Genomic DNA, 26,457 nt, shown 5'->3' with positions numbered 1-26,457 from the left:
TGGATCGACTCCTTGAGGTACGAAGGTCTGCGGGAGCGCTGGGGGGTGGGGTGAACGCGGGGGTGGTCATCCGGCGGGTGCGCTCCCGTCGTGCCGGTGGGTGGTGGGGTCGGGATCGAGGCCGTGCGCCTCGGCTATGTGGGGCCGCTCCATGGGGGTTACCTCGAGGGGGGCGGCGTCGGTCGTGTGTGTGGCGTCCGTGTGGCTCGCATCCAAGTCGATGTCGCTGTCGATCGTGCTGTCGCTGGTGCTGTCGAAGTTGAAGGAGGCGGAAGGGTCGGGTGACGGAGCGGGGCGGGACATGGGCGCGGCGGACACCGCACTGGGGCGGCCCATGGTGTGTGCCGAGTCCATGTGGCCCGCCTCCATACGCGGCGACGTCAAGGGCAAGGGCGTGGTCGGTTCACCGCGCTCCGGCTCCACGTGTTGCTGGGCCTCGGCGAGGTTGATCCCACGTTGGAAGGCAGCCATCAGCCCCGGGTCGTGGCCGGCGATGTACTCGGCGTCCTGCCGTGGTGCCGGTCCGCCGCGCAGTTGGGGTGCGATGTGCTCCTGGGCGCGGCGGCGGGGCAGTTGGGGCTTGCCCATGGTGCCGCGCACGGTCCCGGTACGCGGGGTGGGCGGCGCGGCGATGTGCTCCGCGACCAGCCGCCGGTCGTCGGGCCTGATCCCGGGCACGGCCTCGGCGGGGGTGGGCCGCGCACCGCGGGCCCCACGCACGGGCAGCGGCCCGGGACGCCCGGAGCGCGCTCCCTCCGGCCCGCTCCCACGACCGGGTTGCCGATCGGCCACCGCTCCGTTGCCACGGGCCGGGGACCCGCCCCCGCCGGACACGGCCCCGCCCGCGCGATGCCCTTGCCCGCCGTCGCCCGGAACACCCCCGCCACCACTGGGTACAGCCGAGCCACCACTCAGAGAGGACCCACTGCCACGCACCAGGGAGTCGCCAACAGGCACTTGCCCACCGTCACCCGGGACTCGCGAGGCACCGTCCGAGAAGGCTCCGCCCCCACTCGCCAGGGCGTCGGCACCGGACGTTTGCCCACCGCCGACCGGAACCCCCGAGGCACCGTCCAGAAACGCTCCGGCGCCGCCCGTCAGGGCGTCGCCGCCGGGCACCTGTCCACCGCCGCCCGACAAGCGCCCGCCCTCATGCGGGACGCTTCCCCCGCTGCCCGGTGTCCCTGAGCCGTTCAAGAACGGCCCGCTGCCACTCGGCAGGGGATCGCTGCCGCCAGGCCCACGCACCCCACCGCTCGACACGGCCCCGCCGCGATCCGGCGCAGCCCCTTCGCCGACCGGTACGCCTCCGCCGCCACCTGGCGCGCGACCACTCCCGTTCAGTCCGGGCCCACGGCCGTTCCCCGCAGGCCCGACGCCCTGCGGAACCGCCACGCCGCTCTCCGCCGTCGGTGTCGCACCACCGTTGAGACCGGGACGCGGCTCCGCGGGCGCTCCCCGGTGCCGTGGCTCGTGCCCGGCGCGCGGATGACCCGGACCCAGCCGCGATACGACCGCCCCCGCACCCCCGCCCGTCCCCGCCGCTTCCGGCTGCTGCGCACCGATCGCCCCCGGCGCCGAACCCAGCAACGCCTGCGGCACGACGAGGACGGCCTGGACGCCGCCGTAGATATTGGTCTGGAGCCGGACATGGATCCCGTGCCGCTTCGCGAGCTGCGAGACGACGAACAGCCCGATGCGCCCGTCCGCCAGCAGGCTTGCGACATTGACCTGGTCCGGGTCCGCCAACAGGGCGTTCATCCGGTGCTGTTCGGCGACCGGCATGCCGAGCCCGCGGTCCTCCACCTCGACGGCGAGCCCAGAGGTCACGAGGTTGGCGCGCAGCAGCACTTGGGTGTGCGGCGCCGAGAACACCGTTGCGTTCTCGACCAGTTCGGCCAGCAGATGAATGACGTCGGCGACAACATGCCCGCGCAGTGTGCCGTCGATCGGCGGCACGAGTTTCACCCGCGAGTACTGCTCGACCTCGGCGATGGCGGAGCGCAGCACCTCGGTCATGGAGACGGGGTTGCTCCACTGCCGACGCGAGACGGCACCGCCGAGGACGGCGAGGTTCTCGGCGTGCCGGCGGATCCGGGTGGCCAGGTGATCGACGTGGAAGAGCCCCTTGAGCAGGTCGGGGTCCTCGATCTCGTTCTCCAGCTCGTCGAGGATCGAGATCTCGCGGTGCACCAGCGACTGAAGCCGCCGCGCGAGGTTGACGAAGACCTCCAGCTTCTGTTCGCTGCCGGCCTGGCTGGAGAGCTGGGCGGCCTGGACGACGGCGGTGACCGCGCCGTCGTGGGCGCGGTCCAGGTCGGCGGCGAGCAGTTCGAGGTCGTCGGCGTCGTCGGGCGGACCGTTGCGCGGGCTGAGGCCCGGCGGAATCTCGCCGCGCCGCAGCCCCTCGACCAGGGCCCGCAGGTCGGCTTCGCGGCGCGCGCTGCTGCGGCGCAACGCGCCGACGCGGTCGCCCACCGTCTTTGCGGCGCGGTCGGCCGCGACGGCGGCGATGAGGATACCCGCGAGGGCCACCGAGACCGTGCCGGCCAGGACAGCCCACAGGATGAGGTTGGGATGCGCCCCGGTGGAACGGACGGTGAACAGGACGGCCGCGCAGCCGCTGAGGGCGACCGCGATCGGCGGGAGCACGGCAAGCCGCAGCAGTTGTGGCCGTATGTGCGTCTCAGGCAGCGAGGGGGTGGGGCGGGTGACCGGCCGCCCGTGCCGCCCGCTCTCGCGGCGGTCTGCGCGTGCGGCAGGTGCACGGAGGTGAGACATCGGTGTCCTTGTACTGGTCCGTCGGTCCTGTTGGCCGGAGGGATCCGGGCCGGCCGGCCCGGATCGGCGGCCTGCGGCGCGTGCCCCCGCGGGCGTCGGGACGGGTCGCCGGGCGGCTTGCGCGGCATGGTCGTCGGTCACCGGCGCGTCGCCTCCCTCCTCCCCGCACCTCGGCTGAGCGCCGTGGGCATGCGTCATGGCGTACCGGTCGAGAGAACCGAAGACTGCAACCCCTCGCTGCCCGGTGGACACTCACAGTAGTCGCCAAAGCATCATGTGCGAGCGGCACTTGACAAACTGCCCCGGGGAGCATCCCGCTCTGGTATGAGGTTTCGCACGGCAGACCGACAAGCAGATCGGCCGGGCACTCTCGAACGAGTGAATACCGATCAGCCCTGGTCAGAACCGTTCACACATGACCGGCGAGGACTCCAGCCGTAGGCGCGCCTCGGTCGTCACCCCGGCCCGTTCCTCGGGCACGACGACCCCACCGACACCCTCCCGGACCCTTGGCCCAAACCTTCCGGACCGTCACTGACTGTGTCGGTCTGCCGCACCACCGGGCCGCTTCATTCCCCGAGCCACGGCGCGGGCACTCCCCGCGCTGGGCGTTGGTCCTGCCGAGGGTGTTCGGCGCCGACTACCCCGGAGTGACAGGCGGACGGGGTGCTCAGTCCGCTCACTCCGACTTCGGGGCCGGCTGACCCGACCCGTGCCGGCCGCAAGCACGCGCGACTCCAGTTACCGCGTTCTCGCCGGGTCCGCCGAGGCAGGCCGGCACCCTGCCACCCCGACACAGGACCTCGGCGCCGAGGTCCGGGCCGTACTGCGTGCACCGCCAGAGATGTTCATCGCACCGCGCCGCGCCGCGAAGTCGGGGACACCTGCCCGGACCACCGTTGCGACACCAGGGTCAGCGGCACCCACCCACGCGGGCAGACAAGACCCGCACCGGCTTCCGCCCCGCCCCAACCTCACATCACCGCTCAGCCACCGGCTCCCGCTCCGGCTCCCGCTTCCCCAAAGCCGCAGGCAGCTCGGCCCACCCCCCGGCCGGCGCCCTTGCCACCCGCCGCCACCAAGGGTCGGCCACCGGTACCGCCCCCGGCTCGAACGGCTCCCCCGGCCGAGGCGTGGCCATGGCGACCCCGGCCTTGTGGGACAGCAGCATGGTCCGCTCCGCCGGCTCCGCCCAGGGATGCGTCGCGAGGTTGAACGTGCCCCAGTGGATCGGCAGCAGCACCCCTTCCGCCGCGTCCCCGCCCTGCAGATCCACATGGGACCGCACCGCCTCGTCGGGTGTCATGTGGATGTCCGGCCAGAACTCCGAGTAGGCGCCGAGCTGGATCATCGTGGCGTCGAAGGGCCCGAAGGCCGCGCCGATGTCCTTGAATCCGTCGAAGTACCCGGTGTCACCGCTGTGGTAGACCCGGTGCTCCCCACTGGAGACGACCCAGGACGCCCACAGCGTGTGCTGGGTGTTGCGCAGTCCCCGTCCACAGAAGTGCCGGGCCGGGGTGGCCGTCAGCGTCAGTCCGGCGACCTGGGTCGACTCGTGCCAGTCCAGCTCACGCAGCCGGTCCGCGGACACTCCCCAGTGCTCGAGGTGGGCCCCCACCCCGAGCGGCACGGCGAAGACGGTGTCCGTACCGGCCAGTTGCTTGATCGTGGGCATGTCCAGGTGGTCGTAGTGGTCGTGGGAGATGACGACCACGTCGACCGGCCCGAGCGCGGCCAGCGGCAGCGGCACGGGGTGGAGCCGCTTGGGCCCGGCGAAGGGGAGCGGGGAGCAGCGCTCACCCCACACGGGGTCGAACAGCACCCGCCGCCCGTCGATCTCGGCGAGCACGCTGGAGTGCCCCATCCAGGTGAGCCGCAGCCCGGTGGCCGGGGGCTTGGAGAGGTCGGCGAGCGTCGTGGCGTGTACCGGGATCCGGCCTTCGGGAGCCCGCTGCCGGCGGCCCTCGCTGTCGAAGAAGACCTTGGCGAGGTCGATCGCCGAACCGTCGGGACGGGTCCGGGCCGTACCGCCGGGGTTCTGGAAGACACCGTTCACGAAGTGGGGGGATCTGCGGATGCGCGCCATGCGCTCACCGCTCGGGTCCGCGCCGAAGGCCGCGGGCTGCAGCGCGCGGAGCCCGGAGCTCAGGGGACGGAAGCCGGTCACGGTACCTCCATGTGGAGTCGCTGAGGCACCCATTATGGTCCGCCCCTCTGACAGCGCCGGGGTCTGCCCGGTCACATGGACAAGGACGCCGCGGAAGCGGATCACGTTGACAGGGCGTACCCGGATGCCAATACTGACTGCCCGTTCAGTAGCCGTTCGCCCACCCCGGAGCCCGCGTGACCACCCCCTTGCTGTCGCTCACCTGGACCGACCACGTCACCGGCCGCCAGGGCTTCCTGGTCGTCGACCGGCTGGTGCGGGGTGTCGCCAGCGGCGGCCTGCGGATGCGCCCGGGCTGCACGCTGGACGAGGTCACCGGGCTCGCCCGCGGCATGACCATGAAGGAGGCCCTGCACTACGACCCCGCGGCCCGGTACGTCCCGTTGGGCGGGGCGAAGGGCGGCATCGACTGCGACCCCCGGGACCCGGAGGCGTACGGCCTGCTCGTGCGCTACCTGCGCGCCATGCGGCCGTACGTCGAAAGCTGCTGGACGACCGGTGAGGACCTCGGTCTCAGCCAGGACCTGGTGGACCGGGCGGCCGTGGAGGCCGGTCTGGTCTCCTCGATCCAGGCGGTCTATCCGCTGCTCGACGACGAGGCCGTGGCCCGGCGGCGGCTCGCGGACGCGTTCGCCGCGGAGGTGGACGGCATCGGGCTCGACGAGCTGGCGGGCGGCTGCGGGGTGGCCGAGTCGGCGTTCGCGGCCCTGGACGCGGCCGGAGTTCCGTACGCGGGCACGCGCGTGTCCGTGCAGGGGCTTGGCACCATGGGCGGGGCCACGGCCCGCTTCCTCACGCGCGCGGGGCTGACGGTCGTGGCCGTCGCCGACATCAAGGGCACGATCTTCAACGCGGCAGGGCTCGACGTCGAGGCGCTGCTGGCCGCCCGGGACGCCTACGGCACCGTGGACCGCTCCGCCCTGCGCCCCGCCGACCGCGAACTGCCCGGTGAGGCCTGGCTGTCGCTCGACGCCGAGGTACTCGTGCCTGCGGCCGTCTCGTACGCGATCGACACCGGGAACCAGGAACGGATCCGGGCGCGTTGGATCGTCGAGGCGGCCAACATGCCCGTCCTGCCCGCGGCGGAGGCTCTGCTGGCCGCGCGCGGGGTGACCGTACTGCCGGACGTCGTGGTCAACTCCGGGACGAACGCCTGGTGGTGGTGGACCCTGTTCGGCGACATCGGCGCGGATCCGGACGAGGCCTTCGCGCACATTGGACGTTCCATGCGCGCCCTGGTCGGGCAGTTGCTGGCGCGCGCCGAGGCGGACGGCACCTCACCGCGCGCCGCCGCGCACGCACTGGTCGCGGACCGGCTGCCGGTGATCGCGGAGCGGTTCGGCTGGTACCGCTGACCTGGCCCGACGCGCGAGGACCCGCAGGGGGACGGCTAGGGTGATCCCGTGGCGAGAGTGCGGTTGACAGTGGCGGAGCGGCGCGAGGAGCTGCTGCGGGCCGCCATCGAGCAGATCGAGACGCGGGGCGTCGCGGCCGTCAGGATCGCCGACGTGGCCTCGGCGCTCGGGGTGAGCAACGCCCTGGTGCTCTATCACTTCTCCACGAAGGAGAAGCTGGTCGCCGCCGCCTTCACCTACGCCGCCGAGGACGACCTGGCCCATCTGCGCAAGCTCCTCGGCCGCCGCACGAGCGCCCTGCGCCGGCTCCGGTCGGCCGTGCGCTGGTACGCCCCGACAGGCCAGGCCAAGGGCTGGCGGCTGTGGATCGAGGGCTGGGCGGTGGCCCTGCGTGAGCCGGCGCTCCAGGAGGTCATTCGTGACCTGGACAGACGCTGGAAGGCGGCGCTCACGGAGGTGATCGCCGAGGGCGTGGCCGCGGGCGAGTTCTCCTGCCCGGACCCGGAAGCCACCGCCCTGCGCCTCACCGCCCTCCTGGACGGCCTGGCCGTCCAACTGACGTCCTACGCGGGCGCGGTGGCCAGGTCCCGGGCCCAGGAGTGGGTGGACGAGGCCCTGGCACGGGAACTCGGCCTGGACGGCACGAGGTCCGAGTAGCTGCGACACGCGGGCCGGGTCGCCCGGGCGGAGGGCCTCACGGCGGCCGCCGGGCGAGATCCGTCCCGCCCGGCACCGGCCTCGCACACGACTCAGGCCACCGGAGCGATCCGGCTCTTGATGTCGTCCGGCGACAGCACGCCCTTGGCCGTCACGTGGTCCCCGGAGGACTCGCCGCGCAGCCGACGCCCGATCCACGGCACCAGAAACTCCCGGGCCCAGTGCACATCGTCCCGCCGCACGTCCAGCGGCCCGCGCGGGGGAAGCGGCGGCCAGGGCTGGTCGGGATCCGCCGGCACCTCCAGTCCCAGCACCTGTCCCGCACGGAGCGCCACACGCGTGTGCCCCTCAGGGGAGAGATGCAGCCGGTCGCCGTCCCAGGCCCGCCGGTCCTGGATGGTCTTCAGGGACCACAGGTCGAGCACCGGGCACCCGTACCGGTCGGCGACGGCCCGCACATGTCCGTTGTACGTGGCGATCTTGCCGCGCAGATGCTTGAGCACGGGCACACCACGGGTGTCGAAGCCGGTCGTCACCATGACGGTGCCGCACGCCTGCGTGAGCCGGGCCACGGCCCGCTCGAAGCGTTCGGCGACCTCGTCGGGGTCGGTACCGGGCCGGAGGATGTCGTTGCCGCCGGCGCAGAACGACACCAGGTCCGGTGCCAGTTCGACGGCCTGCGGAAGCTGGTCCTCGACGATCTGGTCGAGGAGCTTCCCGCGTACGGCGAGATTGCTGTACCTGAAATCGCCCTCGGGCCGCCGGTCCGCGAGAAGCACCGCGAACCGGTCGGCCCAGCCGACGAACGCCCCGTCGGGGCCGAGGTCGCCGACGCCCTCGGTGAAGCTGTCCCCCACCGCCACGTACGACCCGATCACTGAGCTGCTGTCGTTCTTCGAATCGTCTGCCACAGCCGTTCATGATTCACCTTCGAATGTGACCTACGCGACCGTAAGAAGAGCTTGACGGGCGGTGAGATAAGCCACTCCTAAAGTGTTGGCCAAACCAGGAATAGGCCCATCATCAGGAATGTTGACGTTGCGACCGCCACAAGAACGCAACGAAGTGATCATGAGGAAACACCGGAGGCCGGACCCGGGGATCGGGGTCCGGCCTCCGGTGGCACAGGAGGATCGTCAGCCGACGGCGACACCCTTCGAGCGGAGGTAGGCGACGGGGTCCACGTCGGAGCCGTAGTCCGGCGTCGTGCGGATCTCGAAGTGCAGGTGCGGGCCGGTGACGTTGCCGGTCGCGCCGGAGAGGCCGATCTGCTGGCCCTCGGTCACGGTCTGGCCGGCCGAGACGGAGAGCTGGGACAGGTGGGCGTACTGCGCGTAGTAGCCGTCGTTCAGCTTGATGACGACCTGGTTGCCGTAGGCGCCGCCCCAACCCGCGGAGACGACCGTGCCCGCGGCCACGGCCTTGAGCGAGGTGCCGGTCGGGACGACGAAGTCGACGCCGGTGTGGTAGCCGCTGGACCACATGCTGCCCGCCACGCGGTAGCCGGTGCCGATCGTGGCGCCGGTGACCGGAAGGGTGTAGCCGCTGGAGCTGGTGGTGGCGGCGCTCTGGGTGGCGGCCGTCGAGTTCGAGGAGGACTTCTTCGACTCGGCCTTCTCGGTCTTCGCCGAGGACGAAGCAGAGGACTCGGTCTTCGTCGTGCTCGTCCTGGCCTTCTTGCCGATCGAGAGCTTCAGACCGGGATGGATCAGCGACGGGTCGTCTCCGATCGCCGAACGGTTGTCGGCGTACAGCTTCTTCCAACCACCGCTGACGTTCTGCTCATCAGCGATCTTCGAAAGATAGTCGCCGACGCGCACCGAATAGGTGCGCACTGTCGAGGTCTTCTTCGCGGCCGTCTTTTCGGCGGACTTCTGCGCGACCGGAAGCGACTGAACGGCCTTTTCCGACACGGACTGGGGAGTGGCGGCGTGCGCGCCGGTGGCCCCCATGAGCGGGAGGGCGAGCGCGGCGCCCCCGGTTCCGGCGACGGCTATCGAACGGGTGAAGCGCTGGGACTTCGGACGGCGGTGCTTACCCTTCGCGGGCATGACGAATTCCTCTCCGGCGCCTGCGAGGTGAGCTGTCGGGTGCGGGCTGGAGATGCCCGGACGCGCCTGGACGCGCCTTAACCCCAAGCCGTTCCGGAGACCGGAACAGGCGGTTTTACCTGTGGGTCCCCCGCTCCTGCCTTGCACGGGTGGGTGAGTGTGGGGAATCCGCTCGGCGGCAGGATTGGGCGTCCGACCGGATCGGGGGTGAACGTAAGCGAGCAAGACGCAAAGGGACAAGTGAAGGGTTCCCTTTGCCTGCGTTCCCATTGATCCCGTATGAGAATTACCGGTCACCCTGCGTGAATCGGACGCCCTTCTCCCGACCCGAATCCCCTTGGAAAACCTGCGAATTACGTGAACATGACGGGCGACACACCGTCACGGATATGACGCTGCTCACGTCACGAATTCACAGGAACCCTCAAACCGAAAGGAGTTGGGAGAGAACCTGCCAATTCGGGCACAAGCCCTAGATGCGACGCAGTCGGATAACCGTCGCATCGAGGTCGCCGCGCAAACCGGTACGAAGTCCGTGATGAAGCAATACGGCACCTCGGTGCACTTCGCCCGTTTCGAGGCATTCGTACGACACTGTCGGGTCGAGCCCGCGCAGCCGCAGCGAGGGGACGGGCTCGCCGTACTTCTGCGCCTGCAGCCAGGCGAGGACGACGGTCTCGTCCCCGAGGAGGTACTGCACCGCGCTCAGCCCGCCCTGCGGAGGCCGAAGCCGGTACAGGTCGCCGCGCTGCACCACAGGCCGGATCTCCTTGTAGAGACCCACCCACCGAGCGGCTTCGGCGAGCTCCTCCTCGGTCCACTCCGCGAGGTCCCCGCCGACCCCCAGCACCCCGGCCATCGCGCTGACGAACCGGAATCGCAGCGAGCTCACCCGGTCGTTGAGCTGGGTGTTGGGACTGTCGGTCACCCACGCGGCCATCACACGCGCGGGATGGATCTGGCTGAAGCCGTGCTGGATGGCGAGCCGGTCGAGCGGGTCGGTGTTGTCCGAGGTCCACACCTGGTCGGTGCGGCTGAGCACCCCGAGGTCGATCCGGCCGCCGCCCCCCGAGCACGACTCGAAGGCCACGCCCGGGTGGGCCTCCCGCAACCGGTCCAAGAGGGTGTAGAAGCCGCGTACATGGTCCACCCACAGGCGCTGCGGGTAGGACTCACCGGGCCAGCCCGTGTCCGTGAAGCAGCGGTTGAAGTCCCACTTCACATAGTCGATCGGGGCCGAGGAGAGGAGAGCGTCGAGCTGCTCCCACAGGTACTCCTGGACGTCCTCGCGCGCGAGGTTCAGTACGAGCTGGTTGCGGAACTCCGTCCGCTTCCGTCCCGTCTGGTACTGCACCCAGTCCGGGTGGGCGCGGTACAGCTCGCTGTCAGGATTGATCATCTCCGGCTCGACCCAGATGCCGAACTGCATGCCGAGGGTGCGCACGTAGTCGGCGAGCGGCTTGAGGCCGGCGGGGAAGCGGTCGGGGTTGGGCGTCCAGTCGCCGAGCCCGGCCCGGTCGCTGGTGCGGGCACCGAACCAGCCGTCGTCGACCACGAACAGCTCGACGCCCATCGCCGCGGCCCGCCGGGCCAGGGTGCGCTGCTGCTCCTCGGAGATGTCGAAGTTCGTGGCCTCCCAGGAGTTGAACAGCACGGGCCGGTCCTGGTCCGCGTGCGGGATGACGTGGGCCCGCTGGTAGGCGTGCCAGGTGCGGCTCGCGCCGCCGAAGCCGCCGTCGCTCCAGAGTCCGGCGAAGACGGGTGTCGTGAAGGACTCCCCGGCCGCCAGCCGGAACAGACCCGAGTCGTCGTATCCGGCGCCGCCGGTGATCTGTACGCGCGCGTCGGGCAGTTGCGCCACGGCGATCCGCCAGGACCCCGACCAGCCGAGGGCGACGCCGTAGACCTCGCCGTGCTCCTCGGTGGCGTCGGTGTCGAGGGCGACCCACGGCAGGTGCTGGTGCCCGGTGTGGCCGCGGCGGCTGCCGATGACCTTCTCGCCGTAGGTGAGGGGGGACCGGGTGAGCAGGGACTCGGCGGCCCAGCGGCCGTGCAGCTGGGACAGCCGCCAGCCGTCCTCGCGGTCGGGCAGGGTCCAGGTGGCGGAGTCGGCGCGCAGCAGCTCGACCGGGTCCTGCCCCTGGTTGTCCAGGGTCACCCAGCGCTCCAGGACGTCGTCGCGCATCCGGTAGTGCAGCGTGATGGCCAGCCCGCCGTCGCGGAACCGCAGCCGCAGCTCGTCGCCCTCGGTGTCGTACGCCTCGAAGCTCCACTCGGTGCCGCGCCGCTCGTCGGTGCGCACGGACAGGGCGGGGCGGGTGAAGCGGGGGCCGCCCTCGACGGGGTACTCCTCGCGTCCGTCGAGCGGGGACTCGAAGGGCCAGTACTCGGGCAGCGGACGGACGGCGAGGGCCTCGGCGTCAGCCAGGGTGATCCTCGGACCCCAGTGCAGGTGCAGCAGTTCGTCCTCGGCGGTGAGGTGCAGGGCGTAACTGCTGGCCGGCCCGGACAGAATCCACGTACGGCCGTTCTCGGCGATCTCCAGCATGGCGCTTCCTCACAGGATCGAACAGGTGCCAACAGGTGCACTCAGGCCCCAACATCATCAGCGGGCACCGGCCCTGGTGGCAACGGCTGTGGACAAGTCGTTGCCGGCCCTGTGGACAACTCATTGCCCCAGGAATCATGTCGTATCGTCGAGAGCGTGCCTCCGCCGGCGAGCCGCGCCGACGGAACCTGGCTGGGAGGACCCCCCGTGACGCAGCAGATCCCGTCGACCGAACCCGAGCTGGCAGGTGTGCGCAACTTCCGCGACGTGGGCGGGCTGCCGACGGCGGACGGGCGGCGGGTGCGGTACGGAGTGCTGTTCCGCAGCGGCCACCTCGCGCACGCGACGGAGGACGACGCGGCCTTCCTGTCCTCGCTCGGCCTGCACACGATCTTCGACTTCCGCAACACGGCGGACCAGAAGCTGGAGGGCCCCGACGTCGAGCTGCCGGGCGTCACCAATGTGAACCTGCCGCTGAGCGACCCGGCGGAGGGCACCTGGTTCTGGAAGATGGTCCGCGACGGCGACATAGAGCAGCTGCGCGAGCTCCTCGGTGACGGCAAGGCGGCGGAGCGCATGACCAACTCCTACCGCACGATGATCAAGGAGCGCACCGCCCAGCACTCCCAGGTGCTGCACTCCCTCGCCGAGGACAGCGTGCCCGCTCTCATGCACTGCGCTGCCGGCAAGGACCGCGCGGGTCTGGCCGTCGCCGTGACCCTGCTCGCCCTGGGCGTGGAGCGTGAGGCGATCATCGCCGACTACCTGGAGTCGAACGCCAAGCACCGCCGCTACAAGGTGCGGCGCACCAGCACCTCCGCCGACGCCTACTCCCCCGAGGTCATGGAGCTGCTCAGCCCCCTGTTCGAGGCCCGCGCCGAGTATCTGACGGCGGCTTTCGCGACCATCGAGGAGACGTGGGGCAGTGTCGAGGCGTATCTGGAAGAGGGCCTCGGCCTGACCCCCGAGATCCGTGAGCGGCTGCGGGAGCGGCTGCTCGACTGAGGCGTACGGCGGCTACTGCCCGGCTCCCACCTCGAAGAGGAAGTAGATGAAGGCCGCGAAGACGTGGCCGACCGCGAGGTAGATGATCAGGCGCACCCACAGGGCGCGGGGGAACTTCTCTTCCATGTCGCTCATGGCGTGTCTCCAGGGGTGGGGCCCAGGCACAGCGTGGCCGTGGGACTCTGCAGCAGGGTGTGGACGAACAGGAGCTCGACGCCGTCGGGGTCCAGGGCGGCGATGCGGTGCGGGGTCAGCGAGTCGAAGTGCGCGCTGTCGCCAGGGCCGAGCTGGTGCGTGGTGTCCCCGAGGCGGAGCCTGAGCCGCCCCTTGAGGACATACAGCCATTCCTCGCCGGGATGCACGCGCACGATGTCGCCCTGGGAGCCGTGCGGCACCTGCACGCGCAGGGCCTGCATTCCACGGCCGGCCGCACCCGCCTGGACGTAGGTCCAGCCGCCCGCCTCGGTGGGTTCCATGTCGGCGGCGCGGACCACCGCGTCACGATCGGCGGCCGTCTCACCGAGAAGTTCCGAGACCGTCGTACCGTAGATACGGGCCAGCGCGAGCAGCATTGGCAGCGAGGGCTGGCGCTGTCCGGTCTCCAGCCGGGAGAGATGGGCGGGAGACAGCCCCGCGGCACCGGCCGCCGCCTCCAGGGTGAGTGAGGCGCGACGGCGCAGCGCGCGAAGCTGGGGAGCCACCGAGGGCAGCTCCGTGAAGGCTTCCGGGGAGGTCATACCTCCATTGAGCCGGAGACTTGCCTCTGCGGCAAATTTCTTGCCTCAGAGGCAAAAGCCTCTCGGGTGGAGCCGTTACCGGTTGGCCACCGCCTGCTTCACCAGCGTCTTTCCGAAGTCCCACATCAGTCCGCCACCGCTGTGCGCGTCGTCCATGACGTCGGTGAAGGCGTCCACGAACCGGTCCACCTCCCTCTCCCCGACGACGAGCGGCGGAATGAGCTTGATGACCTCCAGGTGGTCGCCGGAGACCTGGGTGAGGATCCGGTGCCGCTGCAGGAGGGGGACGACGACCATCTGCGCGAACAGGCCCTTGCGCGCGGCCTGGAGCATGGTCCAGCGGCTGCGCAGCTTCAGCGACTTCGGTCTGCCGAACTCGATGCCGATCATCAGGCCCCGGCCTCGCACGTCGGCGAGCAGCTCGTACTTGTCCACCAGGGCCGCGAGCCGGGACCTGAGCAGGTCACCGGTGGCGCGGGCGTTCGCGACGATCTGCTCGTTCTCCATGACCGACAGGACGGCGAGCCCGGCCGCCATCGCCTGCGCGTTGGATCCGAAGCTCGCCGAGTGCACCAGCACCCGGTCCATCGACGAGTAGACCTTCTTGAAGATCCAGTCCTTGCCGAGGGTGGCGCCGACCGGGACATAGCCACCGGAGAGCGCCTTGGCCACGCACACCAGGTCGGGCTCGACCCCGTCCTCGTGCTGGTACGCGTAGAAGTCCCCGGTCCGGCCGAGCCCTGTCTGCACCTCGTCGGCGATGAGCAGCGCCTTGTGCCGGCGCAGCAGCTCCTGCGCGGCGCGCAGATAGCCGGGCGGCGCCTCGTGCACTCCCTTGCCCTGGATCGGCTCGACGACCAGGGCGGCGACGTCGCCCTTCTGCAACTCCCTTGCCAGGACGTCCAGATCGCCGAGGGGTACGGCGGTGTCGGGCAGCAGGGGTGCGAATCCGTCCCGGAAACCGGACTCACCGTTGACGGACAGGGAGCCGGTGGTCAGCCCGTGGAAGGCGTGGTCGCAGTAAAGGACCCGCGGCTTCCCGGTGGCGTACCGGGCGAACTTGAGCGCGGTCTCCACCGCCTCGGTGCCGCTGTTGCCGAAGAACACCCGGTCCAGGTGCGGGGTGTACGTGAGCAGCTTCTCCGCCAGCAGCCCCGGCAGCGGCTGGCAGTCGAAGCGGGTGAGGTCGGCGAGAGAGGCGTCGAGGACGTCATGCAGTGCCTTGCGGACGACGGGGTGGTGGCGCCCCAGGCCCATCACCCCGAACCCGGCGAGCATGTCCAGGTAGTCGTTGCCGTCCGCGTCCCAGAAGTAGGCGCCCTCGCCGCGCTCGTAGACCTTGTCGAAGCCGATGGTGTGCAGCATGCGCGGGAGCTGGTGGTTCAGGTACCTGGTATGCAGCTCGTAGCGTTCGGCTCCGCGCTCGGCCAGGAGTCTGCCGAGGTCGAACTCCGTGCTCATTCAGCTTTCTCCTTGACGTCGGCCTGTGCCTTCAGGGCCAGGCTCGCGCTGATCCGTCCCGCCACCTCGACCGGCGTCAGGCCGATGTCGGCGAGTACCTCGCCCCGTTTGGCGTGCGCGAGGAACTGTTCCGGGATCCCGAACCGCCGTACGGGCACGTCGACGTCGGCGTCACCGAGCGCCAAAGCCACCGCTGCGCCCACTCCGGAGGCCCGGCTGTTGTCCTCGACCACGGCCACCAGCCGGTGCTCCGCCGCGAGGCCCGGCAGTGCCGGGTCGACAGGCTTGACCCAACGCGGGTCCACGACCGTGCAGTTGACGCCCCGCGCTGCCAGCAGCTCGGCGGCCTGGAGGCAGACGGGCGCCATGACGCCGACGGCGACGAGAAGCACCTCGGGCCGCTCCCCGCGGTGCAGCACGTCCATGCCGCCCACGTGGTCCACAGCCGGGACCACCGGCCCCACCGACTCCTTCGGGAACCGCACCAGGGTCGGCGCGTCGTCCACGGCGACCGCCTCCCGCAGTTGCGCCCGCAGTTGGTCGGCGTCGCGGGGCGCGGCGATCCTCAGTCCGGGCACGACCTGGAGGATCGACATGTCCCACATGCCGTTGTGCGAGGCCCCGTCCACCCCCGTGACCCCGGCCCGGTCGAGGACGAACGTGACCCCGCACCGGTGCAGGGCGACGTCCATCAGGAGCTGGTCGAAGGCCCGGTTCAGGAAGGTGGCGTACACGGCGACGACCGGGTGCAGGCCCCCCGTCGCGAGACCGGCCGCGGAGACCGCCGCGTGCTGCTCGGCGATGCCGACGTCCCACACCCGGTCCGGGAAACGCACCGCGAACTTGCCCAGCCCCACCGGATGCAGCATGGCCGCCGTGATCGCCACGACGTCCTCGCGCTCCTCCCCTATCGCCACGATCTCGTCGCCGAACACCGAGGTCCAGGAAGGCCCGTTGGACGGGGCGAGCGGCTCGCAGGTGAGGGGGTCCATCACACCGACGGTGTGGAAGTGGTCCTCCTCGTGGGCGAGGGCGGGCTCGTATCCGCGCCCCTTCTCGGTGAGGCAGTGGATCAGCACCGGACCGTGGAAGCGCTTGGCACGCCGCAGAGCGGACTCGACGGCCCCGATGTCGTGTCCGTCGATGGGACCGACGTACTTCAGCCCGAGGTCCTCGAACATGCCCTGGGGCGCGAAGGCGTCCTTGAAGCCCTTCTTCGCGCCGTGCAGGGACTCGTAGACGGTGTTGCCGACCAGGGGGGTCTTCAGGAGCACGTCCTTCCCCCAGGCCAGCACCTTCTCGTAGCCGTCGGTCGTGCGCAGGGTGGCCAGGTGGTTGGCGAGGCCGCCGATGGTCGGCGAGTACGACCGCTCGTTGTCGTTGACGACGATGATCAGCGGCCGGTCCTTGGCGGCCGCGATGTTGTTCAGCGCCTCCCAGGCCATGCCGCCGGTCAGGGCGCCGTCGCCGATGACCGCGACGACATGTCCCTTCTCGCCCTGCACCTGGCGGGCCTTGGCGAGTCCGTCGGCCCAGCCGAGCGCGGTGGAGGCGTGGCTGTTCTCGACGATGTCGTGCTCGGACTCCTCGCGCGAGGGGTAGCCGGACAGGCCGCCCTTGCCGCGCAGCTTGGAGAAGTCCTGACGCCCCGTCAGGATCTTGTGCACATAGCTTTGATGGCCGGTGTCCCACACGATGCGGTCGACCGGCGACTCGAAGACCCGGTGGAGCGCGATGGTCAGTTCCACCACCCCCAGGTTGGGCCCGAGGTGTCCGCCGGTCCTGGCGACCGCGTGCACCAGGAACTCCCTGATTTCTTCGGCCAGTTCGCCGAGATCCGATTCGGACAGCGCCTTCAGGTCGCGTGGTCCCCGGATGTTCTCCAGAATGGTCACGCTCGGGCCCCCTTCGGTCCGTGCTGTTCAACTCACGGTGACGGCCGGCTCCCCCGACGCGACGCCGTCCTGTTCCATCTGTTCGGCGATCTTCATCGCCTCCTCGATGAGGGTCTCCACGATCTTCGACTCCGGGACGGTCTTGACGACCTCGCCCTTCACGAAGATCTGCCCCTTGCCGTTGCCGGAGGCGACCCCCAGGTCCGCCTCCCGCGCCTCACCGGGACCGTTGACCACACACCCCATCACCGCGACCCGCAAAGGCACTTCCATGCCTTCCAGGCCCGCCGTGACCTCGTCGGCCAGCTTGTACACGTCCACCTGCGCGCGCCCGCAGGACGGGCACGAGACGATCTCCAGGCGCCGCTGCCTGAGCCCGAGCGACTCCAGAATCTGGATACCGACCTTGACCTCCTCGGCGGGCGGCGCGGACAGGGACACCCGGATGGTGTCGCCGATCCCCCTGGACAGCAGCGCCCCGAAGGCCACCGCCGACTTGATCGTCCCCTGGAAGGCTGGACCGGCCTCCGTGACCCCCAGGTGCAGCGGGTAGTCGCACTGCTCGGCGAGCTGCTGGTAGGCGGCCACCATCACCACGGGGTCGTTGTGCTTGACGGAGATCTTGATGTCCCTAAAGCCGTGCTCCTCGAACAGCGACGCCTCCCACAACGCCGATTCGACCAGCGCCTCCGGAGTCGCCTTCCCGTACTTCTGGAGCAGCCGCCGGTCCAGCGACCCGGCGTTGACCCCGATCCGGATCGGCGTGCCATGGTCCTTCGCGGTCCGCGCGATCTCCTTGACCTTGTCGTCGAACTGCTTGATGTTGCCGGGATTGACGCGTACGGCCGCGCAGCCTGCCTCGATCGCCGCGAACACGTACTTGGGCTGGAAGTGGATGTCCGCGATCACCGGGATCTGCGACTTGCGCGCGATGGTCGCGAGAGCGTCCGCGTCGTCCTGCGTGGGGCAGGCGACGCGGACGATCTGGCAGCCGGACGCGGTGAGTTCGGCGATCTGCTGGAGGGTGGCGCCGATGTCGGACGTACGGGTCGTCGTCATCGACTGCACCGACACCGCGGCCTCGCCCCCGACCGCCACCGGCCCGACCATGATCTGCCGCGACAGGCGCCGCTCGGCGATCGGCCGGACCGGTACCTCGGGGACGCCCAAGGGAATGGCGGTCATGGCGCTACTCGCGGTTTCCGGAGACCGTCTCGCGCATGGCGCGCAGCGATTCCTTGAGCGAGCCCATGGTGGCGAGGACGGCGGTCGGCTCGTAGCCGCAGTGCGCCATGCAGTTGGCGCAGCGCGGGTCCTTGCCGCGGCCGTACTTGTCCCAGTCGGTCTCCTCGATGAGTTCGCGGTACGTCGGCACGTATCCGTCGCTCATCAGGTAGCAGGGCCGCTGCCAGCCGAACAGGGAGTAGTTCGGGATGGCCCAGGCCGTGCACGGGAAGTCGACCTTGCCCTCCAGGAAGTCCAGGAAGAGCGGGGAATGGTTGAGCCGCCACTTCTTGCGGTTGCCGCCCGCGAAGGCCTTCTTGAACAGCTCGCGGGTCTGCTCCACGCCCAGGAAGTGCTCCTGGTCGGGCGCCTTCTCGTAGGCGTAGGCGGGCGAGATCATCATCTCGTCGACCTTGAGGTCGTCGTTGAGGAAGTTGAGCACCTCGATGATGGTCTGTGGGGTGTCGGTGTTGAAGAAGGTCGAGTTGGTGGTGACCCGGAAGCCGCGCTTCTTGGCCTCCTTGATCGCCTCCACCGCCTCGTCGAACACACCCTCCTTGGCAACCGACTCGTCGTGGCGCTCGCGCAGCCCGTCGATGTGCACCGCGAAGGCGAAGTACGGGGAGGGCGTGAACTTGTCCATCTTCTTGCGCAGCAGCATGGCGTTGGTGCAGAGGAAGACGTACTTCTTCTTCGCCACCAACTGCCGCACGATCTCGTCGATCTGAGGATGCATCAGCGGCTCACCGCCGGCGATGGACACCATCGGCGCACCGGATTCCAGCACCGCCCCGACGGCCTGCGCCACCGGCATGCGCTGCTTCAGCACACCCGCCGGATGCTGGATCTTGCCGCAGCCCTCGCACTTCAGGTTGCATGCGAAGAGAGGTTCCAGCTCCACGATCAGCGGGAACTTCTCCCGCTTACGGAGCTTTTGTTCGGCCAAGTATGTAGCGACCTTGATGGACTGGCGCAGCGGCATGGCCATCTGGCTCACCTCCTGGGGAGCAGCAAGGAACGGTGCCATTCGTAAAAAGCGGGAAGGACGGAACGAAGAACGCGGAAGGCTGATATTCCACCGCGTACCGTGCCGATCCGGACGAGTTCATGTTGTGGAGCGTCCACGACCACCCGGACGGCCGCAACCGGGCGCTCGCCCGTGCGCACGGCGCTCAGGAGCGTGGCCGCGGACTCCATGTCGACCGCGATCGCACCGGTCGCGAGCAGCTGCGACCGCTCGTGACCACGGACGATGTGATCGGATCCGGTGAGGGGTCCGGTGTGCACGGTACGTCCCGGCAGGACCCGTACGAGCTCCTTGACGAGCAGGTCGGTCTCCAGACACGGAACGGTTCCGTCCGGATCCCGGGTCTCCTCGGCGACGACCAGGTCGCCGGGGTGCATCCCGGGGGCAAGGCCGGCACAGAACCCGGTGGCCAGTACGGCGGCCCCGGCGAGGGCGGGGTCGGCCAGGCGCCGGGTGACGGAGCGCTGTGCCGCCTTGGGGCCCATGCCCGTCCGGAGCAGGGTGACCGGCCCGCCGGCCCCGCCGCGGTCGCCGGTGCGCAGGGCGAGGTGCTCGATGCCGAGGGCGCAGGCGATCAGCAGCGGGGTGGTGGCGGGCTGGGTGGTCATCAGCGGGCCTCGGTCCGGGAGAACGGTTCTCCGTGGACGTAACGGCCCAGGGCGGTGAGCGGGAAGACCTGCCGGTAGAGGTGGTAGTTGATGGAGAAGTCCCAGGGGAAGCCGGTGCCGGTGAAGTAGGGCTCGTCCCAGGAGCCGTCCTCGCGCTGGGTGCTCGCGAGCCACTCGATGCCGCGCTCGACGGCCTTGGAGTCCCGCTCCCCCGCGGCCAGCAGCGCCATCAGGGCCCAGGCCGTCTGCGAGGCGGTGGAGGCGCCGCGGCCGCTCCACTCCTTGACGTACTTGTAGGAGCGCAGGTCCTCGCCCCAGCCGCCGTCGTCGTTCTGCACCTTCTCCAGCCAGGCCACCGCCCGCCGGATCGCCGGGTGCGAGACGGGCAGTCCGGCCGCCGTCAGCGCGGGCACCACCGACCCGGTGCCGTAGATGTAGTTGACGCCCCAGCGCCCGAACCACGAGCCGTCCGGCTCCTGTTCGGCGAGCAGCCACTCGATGCCGCGCCGGGTGCGCGGGTCGTGGGAGAGGCCCTCGATCGCGAGCATCTCCACCACGTGGGCGGTGACGTCGGCGGACGGCGGGTCGATGACCTCGCCGAAGTCGCAGAACGGCAGCCGGTTGGGGAAGGGGCTGGTGTTGTCGACGTCGAAGGCGCCCCAGGCCCCGTTCTTCGACTGCATCCCGAGGTTCCAGCGCACCCCGCGCCCGATGGCCTTCTCCACCCGCTCGGGGTCGTGGTGTCTGACCCGGCGCAGGGCGAGGACGACCTCGGCGGTGTCGTCGATGTCCGGGTAGTTGTCGTTGTGGAACTCGAAGGCCCAGCCTCCCGGGGGGAGTTGGGGTCGCTTGACCGACCAGTCGCCGGGCCGCACGATCTCCTCGCCGAGCATCCAGTCGGCGGCCCTGACAAGCTGCGGGTGGTCGGCGGGCACGCCCGCGTCGACGAGCGCGATGGTGGCGAGGCAGGTGTCCCAGACCGGCGACTGGCAGGCCTCGATCATCCGGGACCCGTCCTCGCGCCAGATGGCGAACCGGTCCAGGGACTCCAGCCCCGCCCGCATGACCGGGTGTTCGAGGTCGTAGCCGAGCAGGTGCAGGGCGATCACCGAGTAGACGGCCGGGGGCTGGATGCCGCCCCAGCAGCCGTCGTTCTCCTGCCGCTCGATGATCCAGCGGGCCGCGCTGTTCATGGCGGCTCTGCGGAGTCTGCGCGGGGCGACCTTGCGCAGTTGGTGCAGCGCCTTGTCCAGACGCTGGAAGGCGCCGTCCCAACTGGCCACCGGGGCGAGTGGCTTGGCCGGGTTCGGGTCGGCCGGGTCGATGTGCAGTTCGTCGAGCGGGAAGGGCGCGGGCCGGACCGGGCGCTTCGCGGAGACGATCGTCAGCGGGACGATGGTCTGGCGGGCCCAGCAGCCGAAGTCGTAGATGTTGAGGGGGAACCACTTGGGGAAGTAGATGAGTTCCGGCGGGAGTTCGGGCAGGTCCTCCCACTTCCACCAGCCGAACAGGGCGAGCCAGATCCGGGTGAACACCCGGGCCGCGGCGATACCGCCCTGGGCGCGGATCCAGGCGGATGCCTTCGCCATGTGCGGTGCGTCCGGGGCGTCACCGTCCATGCGGAGGGCCACGTACGCCTCGATGGTGGTGGACAGTTCGCCGGGCCCGCCGTAGAAGCTGGCCCAGGTGCCGTCCTCGCGCTGCTCGCCGCGGATGAACTTGGCGGCGGCGCGGGTGGTCGACTCGTCGCGGATACCCAGGAACTGACGGAGCAGCAGGTCCTCGGCGTCCATCGTGACGTTGGTCTCGAGGTCGCCCTTCCACCAGCCCTCGGCGTCCTGCCGGGCGAGCAGGTGGTCGGTGGCGCGCTGGACGGCACGCACGGCGGCTTCTTGTATCCCGGCCGCGACGGGAATGTCGAGGTGGGTTTCGCTGGCCGCGGCAGCGCGGGGCTGCAGGGCCCCGGTGCTTCCGTCGGTCGTCGCTGTCATGGCTTCCCCTTCGTGCAGTGTGCAATGTGGTGCTCTGCTGTGGGTCCGCCGTCGGCCGGTGCCTGTCCTTTCCTCGCAGCACCGGCCGGCGACTACGCGAGGGCTATTCGACCGATAGTGATCATCTCTTTCGTACGACGACGAAGTCGGCGAGCGCCGTGAACCGGTCCCGGACGCGGTCCGGCATGTCGACGGCGTTCAGGGCTTCGATGGCGATGGTGTGCTGACGTCGGGCCTCCGCGGCCGTCCACTCGCGGCCGCCCGCCTCCTCGATGAGGGCGGCGCGGGCCGCGAACTCCTCCTCGGAGAAGTTCTCGAAGTCGCTGCTCTTGGCGTCGGCGGCGAGGATCTCGCCGAGCCGCTCGGAGGCGGAACCGCCCGCCGCGAGCGCTGCCACGACCGGCAGTGACTTCTTGCGCTGGCGCAGGTCGCTCCAGGTCTGCTTGCCGGTGGAGACCGGGTCGCCCCAGATGCCGAGGAGGTCGTCGACGGCCTGGAAGGCGAGGCCGAGGTGGTAGCCGTACTTCTCCAGGGTGTCGGCGGTGCGGTCGTCCGCGCCGCCGAGCACGGCGCCGATGGAGCTGGCGCAGGCCAGCAGGGCGCCCGTCTTGTTGCCCTCCATCTCCAGGCACTCCTCGACGCTGACCCGGTCGCGGTGCTCGTAGGAGATGTCCTGGGCCTGGCCGTCGATCAGGGCGCGGGTGGCGGTGGTCAGACGGCGGGTGGCGCGGCCCGCCTCGACGGTGCCGAGCTCCAGCAGAACCTCGTTGGCCAGGGCGAACAGGGCGTCGCCGACCAGGATGGCCTGGGCGGGGCCGTGCACCTTCCAGACGGTGTCGCGGTGGCGGCGCTGCTCGTCGCCGTCCATCAGGTCGTCGTGCAGCAGGGAGAAGTTGTGGACCAGTTCGACGGCGACCGCGCCGGGGATGCCGGTCTCCGGCGGGGCGCCGGTGACCTCGGCGGAGAGGACGGCGAGGGCGGGGCGCACGGCTTTGCCGCCGTCGCCGTCCGCGGGGTTGCCCTGGGCGTCGATCCAGCCGAAGTGGTAGGCGGAAACGGTGTCCATCGGGGATGCGAGGCGGTCGACGGCCGCCTTCAGCACCGGAGTGGCCAGGGTCCGGCCGCGCTCCAGGAGCGCGGTCACGTCCACCGCGTTCCTCGCAGCGGCCGTCTCGGCCGGGGGCACAGTGGGCACAGTCTCTCCTCTTGTTGCGGTACCGGAGGTGCTGGGGCCGGATACGCCGTGCTGGTCGAGCATCACGCGGCCTCCTCGAACTCGAAGAGACGGGCGGGGCGGGGCCGGCCCAGGGCGGCGAGGGCGGCGTCCGCCGCACTCACACCACTGCGGACCGCACTCTCCATGGTCGCGGGCCACCCTGTGGCGGTCCACGCGCCGGCCAGGTAGAGGCCGGGGGCTTTCGTACGGGCGCCGGGCCGCAGCCGTCCGACGCCGGGGGCCGGGGCGAACGTCGCCGTGCGCTCCCTGGTCACGAAGAAGTCCTTCACCTCGGCGCCACGCGCGAGCGGCAGCAGCCGCTCCAGCTCGGGCAGATACCGCTCGCGCAGTACGGCCACCGGCTCGTCGATCTCGTCGTGCGCGGCCGACTGGGACAGGGCGAGGTACTGGCCCTCGCGCAGCCCGGAGGCGTCGGTGCGGTCGAAGACCCACTGCACCGGGGTGCCGAGGGCCGCGAAGAACGGCTTGTCGAGGACCTTGCGGTCGTAGACGACATGGACGTTGAGGATCGGCGCGGTGCCGATCTCGCGAAGATTTTCCGGGGCGTCGAGCGCACCCTCCGGCAGCAGGTCACACGCCTCGCCCTGGGCGACGGCGAGCACGACCGCGTCGGCCCGGATCGTCTCCCCGGGAACCTGAACGCTCCAAGTGCCGTTCTCGTCAGTAGAGATGGAGGTGACGCGTGTACGGACCTCGGTACGCACGCCCGCGGAGTCGAGCGCCTTGCGGGCGAGCCGGTCGTGCAGTTCACCCAGCGGGACGTGCGCCCAGCCGATGTCGGCCGCGCCCGGGTCGGACAGCAGACCGGTCTTGAACACCATCGCGGCGAGCCCCAGCGAGGCGTCGCCCGCGACCGCGTTGAGGGTGGCGACCCCGACCAGGTCCCACAGGGCCTCGACGGCACGCGCCGACTGACCGTGTGCGGTCAGCCAGCTGCCGAAGTCCTGTGCGTCCAGGCTCGGATCGGTGAGGTCGAGCCCCTTGAGCGCGAGCGCGGCCCGCCCCACCCTGGCCCGCTCGGCGAGCGAGAGATGCGGATAGGTCGCGAGGCTGCGTCCCAGATGCAGGGGCACCGGCAGCGCGTCGCGCCGCAGTCTGCCGAGCCGTCGGCCCGCGGGCCGGGCCACGTCGAGTACGGGCACGTCGAGACGATCCTGCAGCGGCGCCAGCGCCGTCCCCTCGATGCGGTCGAGGAACCAGCGGTAGGCGGTGCAGCAGCGCAGGTAGACATGCTGTCCGTTGTCGACGGTCAGTTCGCCACGCTGGAAGGAGAAGGCGAGTCCGCCCAGGCGTGGCCGGCCTTCGAGCAGGGTGACGCGCACTCCGGCGTCGGCGAGCGCGAGCGCGGCGGTGATACCGGCGAGCCCACCGCCGATCACGACGGCATCCCGTCCGGACCGCTGTCCGTCGGTCATCGCACATCCTCTCCTGCCCGGACGCCGTGGTGCTTGAACGGTGCACGGCCGGCCGTTGCAGTCAGGGACGCCGTCCTCGAGCGGAGGGTTGCGTGCCGTTTTTCTCCGGCGGCATCACCTTGGACCGAATTGTCCACCTCACCCATCAGGCCCGCCTCCTGACCGTCCGCCGCGTCACATGCCGGGCGTCCAGGCCGGACAGGCCGCGGACGGCGACGTACGCCTTCTCGCGTCCGGGCAGTGAGACCCGGCCGCGCAGCACCGCCTCGGGGTCGCGCTCGATGCGGTCGAGCAGTCGGCGGTAGATGCCGGCCATGGCGGCGACACAGGCACCGCTGCGCCGGTCGAGCATGGGCAGCAGTCGGTAGCCCTCGGCGAAAAGGGCGCGGGCCCGTCGCACTTCGAAGTGGACGAGGCCCGCGAAGTCGGCGCCCTCCGGTGGTTTCGGCCCCTTGAAGCCGGCCGAGCAGCCGAACTTCGCGAGGTCGTCGGCGGGCAGATAGGCGCGCCCGCCCTCGGCGTCCTCACGGACGTCTCTGAGAATGTTGGTGAGCTGGAGCGCGAGACCGAGCGTGTCGGCATACTCCGGCGCGCGCTCGGCGGCACGCGCCCCGGGTTCGGTGCCGAACACACCGAGCGAGAGCCGGCCGATGGCGCCGGCCACACAGCGGCAGTACACCTTCAGGTCGTCCCAGGTCTCGTAGGTCTCGCCGCGTACGTCCATCAGGACGCCGTCGATCAGTTCGTCCAGGCCGCCCAGCGGGATCGGGAAGGTCTCGGCGGCGTGGGCGAGGGCGACGGCCACCGGATCGGTGTCGTCCTCGCCGACCGAGCCCTCACGCACCCGGGTCAGCATCGCCCGGGTGTCCTCGAGTCTCGCGGCCTTGACCCCGTCCGCCAGGGCGCCGTCACCGATGTCGTCGACGCGCCGCGAGAACGCGTAGAGCGCCGACATCGCACGCCGCTTGGACGTCGGCAGCAGCCTGATGCCGTACGCGAAGTTACGGGCCTGCTGTCCGGTCACGGTCTCGCAGTAGCTGTAGGCGGCGAGTACCGGTGCGGACACGTGCGAAGGTGACTCCACGGTCCGGATCACCCCTCTCCTCGCAGAGCGACGCCCACCTCGCGCAGCAGTTGGAGCTTGCCGGGCTTGGGCGGGCCGGGAAGTACGTCGTGCTGGGCGGCGGCGATCGCGCGGAGCGCCGCCCTTCCCCCCGCCACGAACCCTGCGAGCAGCAGCTTCAGTCTGCCGTGGACGCTACCCACCAGGGGGGCGCCTTCATTCAGGAGTTCACGGGCGCGTTGTGCCTCGTATGCAACCAGAGCGCGCACCGATGCGCCCGCGGTTTTCGTGGCGAGGTCCGTCTCCTGGACGTGAAAGCGCTTCATGTCCGTGGCGGGCAGATAGATCCGGTCGCGGCCGAGGTCCTCGGCGACGTCCTGGAGGTGTTCGACGATCTGAAGGGCCGTGCAGATCGCGTCCGAGAGACGGATCCGCTCGGGGGTCGAGGTGCCGGTGACGGCGAGCACGAGACGGCCGACGGGGTTGGCGGACAGCTCGCAGTAGGCGAGCAGGTCGTCGTAGGTCTCGTAGCGGGTGACGAGCTGGTCCTGGCGGTTGGCGGCGATCAGGCCGAGGAAGGGCTCGGGAGTGAGGGTACGGCGGCGGACCGTGGGCTGGAGGCGGCGCAGCAACGGGTGGCGGGGGGCTCCGGAGAAGACGCGGTGCAGGTCGGCCTCGAAGGCGTCCAGCAGGACCAGCCGGTCCCCGGCCTCCGCGGCGGACACGCCGAGCAGGGCGGCGTCGGCGCCGCCGGGGGCCAGGTCGCCGTCACCGATGTCGTCGACGAGGCGCGCGAAGCCGTAGACCGCCATGAGGTCGGTGCGCCACTCCTTGGGCAGGAAGAACGGAGCCACGGGGAAGTTCTCCGCCGCGGCCTTGTCGAGCGTTCCGCGCTCCGTCGCTCCGGGGCGCGTCGTGCCGGTCTCCGTCATCGCTGCCTGCCCGCGGCGGGGACGGCACGTGCTGCGTTGAGCTGGGGAGTTTCCGTAGCCATCGCCGTCACATCTCCCGTTCTACACCGCCGACCCAAGGCACACTATTTCGGACACGCCGCCCGGCGGTCCGCGCGACGTCCCCTGTGATCGGGTGTCGCGCATTATCGCCCCACTTGCCGCGATTGGGCACCGGTACAGCTTACGTTGTACAACGCGGCAAGGATCGTCGGGGTGTCCTGCACATCACAACAACACACCGATTGGTCTCAAGATTCCTAAGGGGCGCCGAAGTTGACGCTT

Annotated in this window: 21 protein-coding genes and 1 riboswitch; of the genes, 3 read left to right on the top strand and 18 right to left on the bottom strand. The window is 70.5% G+C overall.

The features are described 5' to 3' along the window. Positions 1 to 66: 66 nt before the first annotated feature. Together ACIRP7_RS23990 and ACIRP7_RS23985 are read right to left on the bottom strand one after the other, a co-directional pair. On the bottom strand, positions 67 to 2,781 hold the full coding sequence (locus ACIRP7_RS23990) for an ATP-binding protein (protein ID WP_403663017.1): 2,715 nt from the start codon (positions 2,779 to 2,781) through the stop codon (positions 67 to 69). Between the two features lie 979 nt (positions 2,782 to 3,760). Continuing rightward, positions 3,761 to 4,948, bottom strand: coding sequence for an MBL fold metallo-hydrolase (locus ACIRP7_RS23985; RefSeq protein WP_403663014.1), 1,188 nt, complete (start codon positions 4,946 to 4,948; stop codon positions 3,761 to 3,763). A 176-nt stretch (positions 4,949 to 5,124) separates the two neighbouring features. Between ACIRP7_RS23985 and ACIRP7_RS23980 the strand changes: the two genes are divergently transcribed. Together ACIRP7_RS23980 and ACIRP7_RS23975 are read left to right on the top strand one after the other, a co-directional pair. After that, on the top strand, positions 5,125 to 6,303 hold the full coding sequence (locus tag ACIRP7_RS23980) for a Glu/Leu/Phe/Val dehydrogenase dimerization domain-containing protein (protein ID WP_403663012.1): 1,179 nt from the start codon (positions 5,125 to 5,127) through the stop codon (positions 6,301 to 6,303). Between the two features lie 48 nt (positions 6,304 to 6,351). After that, on the top strand, positions 6,352 to 6,960 hold the full coding sequence (locus tag ACIRP7_RS23975) for a TetR/AcrR family transcriptional regulator (RefSeq protein ID WP_403663009.1): 609 nt from the start codon (positions 6,352 to 6,354) through the stop codon (positions 6,958 to 6,960). 92 nt (positions 6,961 to 7,052) lie between these two features. Here the strand turns inward: ACIRP7_RS23975 and ACIRP7_RS23970 are convergent, their stop codons facing one another. From ACIRP7_RS23970 to ACIRP7_RS23960, 3 genes are all read right to left on the bottom strand, one after another. Beyond that, positions 7,053 to 7,838, bottom strand: a complete 786-nt coding sequence (locus tag ACIRP7_RS23970; RefSeq protein WP_352382485.1) for an SGNH/GDSL hydrolase family protein — start codon at positions 7,836 to 7,838, stop codon at positions 7,053 to 7,055. Between the two features lie 258 nt (positions 7,839 to 8,096). Continuing rightward, positions 8,097 to 9,011 (bottom strand): peptidoglycan DD-metalloendopeptidase family protein, encoded by a 915-nt coding sequence (locus ACIRP7_RS23965; RefSeq protein WP_403663006.1) that lies wholly within the window; start codon positions 9,009 to 9,011, stop codon positions 8,097 to 8,099. 4 nt (positions 9,012 to 9,015) lie between these two features. Continuing rightward, positions 9,016 to 9,177, bottom strand: a riboswitch (cyclic di-AMP (ydaO/yuaA leader). A gap of 306 nt (positions 9,178 to 9,483) precedes the next feature. After that, positions 9,484 to 11,559, bottom strand: a complete 2,076-nt coding sequence (locus ACIRP7_RS23960) for an alpha-galactosidase (RefSeq protein ID WP_403663003.1) — start codon at positions 11,557 to 11,559, stop codon at positions 9,484 to 9,486. 207 nt (positions 11,560 to 11,766) lie between these two features. Between ACIRP7_RS23960 and ACIRP7_RS23955 the strand changes: the two genes are divergently transcribed. Further along, positions 11,767 to 12,564 carry a tyrosine-protein phosphatase gene (locus ACIRP7_RS23955; protein ID WP_403663000.1) on the top strand — a complete coding sequence of 266 codons (798 nt, stop codon included), beginning with the start codon at positions 11,767 to 11,769 and terminating at the stop codon, positions 12,562 to 12,564. A 12-nt stretch (positions 12,565 to 12,576) separates the two neighbouring features. On the opposite strand, the gene ACIRP7_RS23950 is transcribed toward ACIRP7_RS23955, so the two are convergent. The 13 genes from ACIRP7_RS23950 to hpnC form a co-directional block, all read right to left on the bottom strand. Next, complete coding sequence (locus ACIRP7_RS23950; protein ID WP_037716072.1) at positions 12,577 to 12,699, bottom strand: DUF6126 family protein; 123 nt, start codon at positions 12,697 to 12,699, stop codon at positions 12,577 to 12,579. Next, positions 12,696 to 13,301, bottom strand: a complete 606-nt coding sequence (locus ACIRP7_RS23945; protein WP_403662996.1) for a helix-turn-helix domain-containing protein — start codon at positions 13,299 to 13,301, stop codon at positions 12,696 to 12,698. The genes ACIRP7_RS23950 and ACIRP7_RS23945 overlap by 4 nt, the downstream gene beginning before the upstream one ends. Positions 13,302 to 13,376: 75 nt before the next feature. After that, complete coding sequence (locus ACIRP7_RS23940; RefSeq protein WP_403662993.1) at positions 13,377 to 14,762, bottom strand: aspartate aminotransferase family protein; 1,386 nt, start codon at positions 14,760 to 14,762, stop codon at positions 13,377 to 13,379. Continuing rightward, positions 14,759 to 16,657 carry a 1-deoxy-D-xylulose-5-phosphate synthase gene (gene dxs, locus ACIRP7_RS23935; RefSeq protein ID WP_403662990.1) on the bottom strand — a complete coding sequence of 633 codons (1,899 nt, stop codon included), beginning with the start codon at positions 16,655 to 16,657 and terminating at the stop codon, positions 14,759 to 14,761. The genes ACIRP7_RS23940 and dxs overlap by 4 nt, the downstream gene beginning before the upstream one ends. Before the next feature lie 27 nt (positions 16,658 to 16,684). Continuing rightward, positions 16,685 to 17,842: a flavodoxin-dependent (E)-4-hydroxy-3-methylbut-2-enyl-diphosphate synthase gene (gene ispG / locus ACIRP7_RS23930; RefSeq protein WP_403662987.1), complete on the bottom strand. Its 1,158-nt coding sequence runs from the start codon at positions 17,840 to 17,842 to the stop codon at positions 16,685 to 16,687. 4 nt (positions 17,843 to 17,846) lie between these two features. After that, a complete protein-coding gene (hpnH, locus tag ACIRP7_RS23925) occupies positions 17,847 to 18,869 on the bottom strand; it encodes an adenosyl-hopene transferase HpnH (RefSeq protein ID WP_352380702.1) in 1,023 nt (340 codons plus the stop codon). Positions 18,870 to 18,874: 5 nt separating this feature from the next. Then, on the bottom strand, positions 18,875 to 19,516 hold the full coding sequence (locus tag ACIRP7_RS23920) for a 1-hydroxy-2-methyl-2-butenyl 4-diphosphate reductase (protein WP_403662984.1): 642 nt from the start codon (positions 19,514 to 19,516) through the stop codon (positions 18,875 to 18,877). Continuing rightward, positions 19,516 to 21,507: a squalene--hopene cyclase gene (gene shc, locus ACIRP7_RS23915; protein WP_403662981.1), complete on the bottom strand. Its 1,992-nt coding sequence runs from the start codon at positions 21,505 to 21,507 to the stop codon at positions 19,516 to 19,518. The genes ACIRP7_RS23920 and shc overlap by 1 nt, the downstream gene beginning before the upstream one ends. 121 nt (positions 21,508 to 21,628) lie before the next feature. Next, positions 21,629 to 22,693, bottom strand: a complete 1,065-nt coding sequence (locus tag ACIRP7_RS23910) for a polyprenyl synthetase family protein (protein WP_403663588.1) — start codon at positions 22,691 to 22,693, stop codon at positions 21,629 to 21,631. A 71-nt stretch (positions 22,694 to 22,764) separates the two neighbouring features. Next, on the bottom strand, positions 22,765 to 24,159 hold the full coding sequence (gene hpnE, locus ACIRP7_RS23905) for a hydroxysqualene dehydroxylase HpnE (RefSeq protein ID WP_403662978.1): 1,395 nt from the start codon (positions 24,157 to 24,159) through the stop codon (positions 22,765 to 22,767). Next, positions 24,156 to 24,305, bottom strand: coding sequence for a DUF6380 family protein (locus ACIRP7_RS23900; RefSeq protein WP_352380709.1), 150 nt, complete (start codon positions 24,303 to 24,305; stop codon positions 24,156 to 24,158). The genes hpnE and ACIRP7_RS23900 overlap by 4 nt, the downstream gene beginning before the upstream one ends. Beyond that, positions 24,305 to 25,255, bottom strand: a complete 951-nt coding sequence (gene hpnD, locus ACIRP7_RS23895; RefSeq protein ID WP_403662975.1) for a presqualene diphosphate synthase HpnD — start codon at positions 25,253 to 25,255, stop codon at positions 24,305 to 24,307. The genes ACIRP7_RS23900 and hpnD overlap by 1 nt, the downstream gene beginning before the upstream one ends. After that, positions 25,252 to 26,154, bottom strand: a complete 903-nt coding sequence (hpnC, locus tag ACIRP7_RS23890) for a squalene synthase HpnC (protein WP_403662972.1) — start codon at positions 26,152 to 26,154, stop codon at positions 25,252 to 25,254. The genes hpnD and hpnC overlap by 4 nt, the downstream gene beginning before the upstream one ends. Positions 26,155 to 26,457: the final 303 nt, after the last annotated feature.

The organism is Streptomyces sp. NPDC102270 (assembly GCF_044766405.1).
Taxonomy (GTDB): Bacteria; Actinomycetota; Actinomycetes; order Streptomycetales; family Streptomycetaceae; genus Streptomyces.
This window is presented reverse-complemented; position numbering and strand designations above follow the sequence as displayed.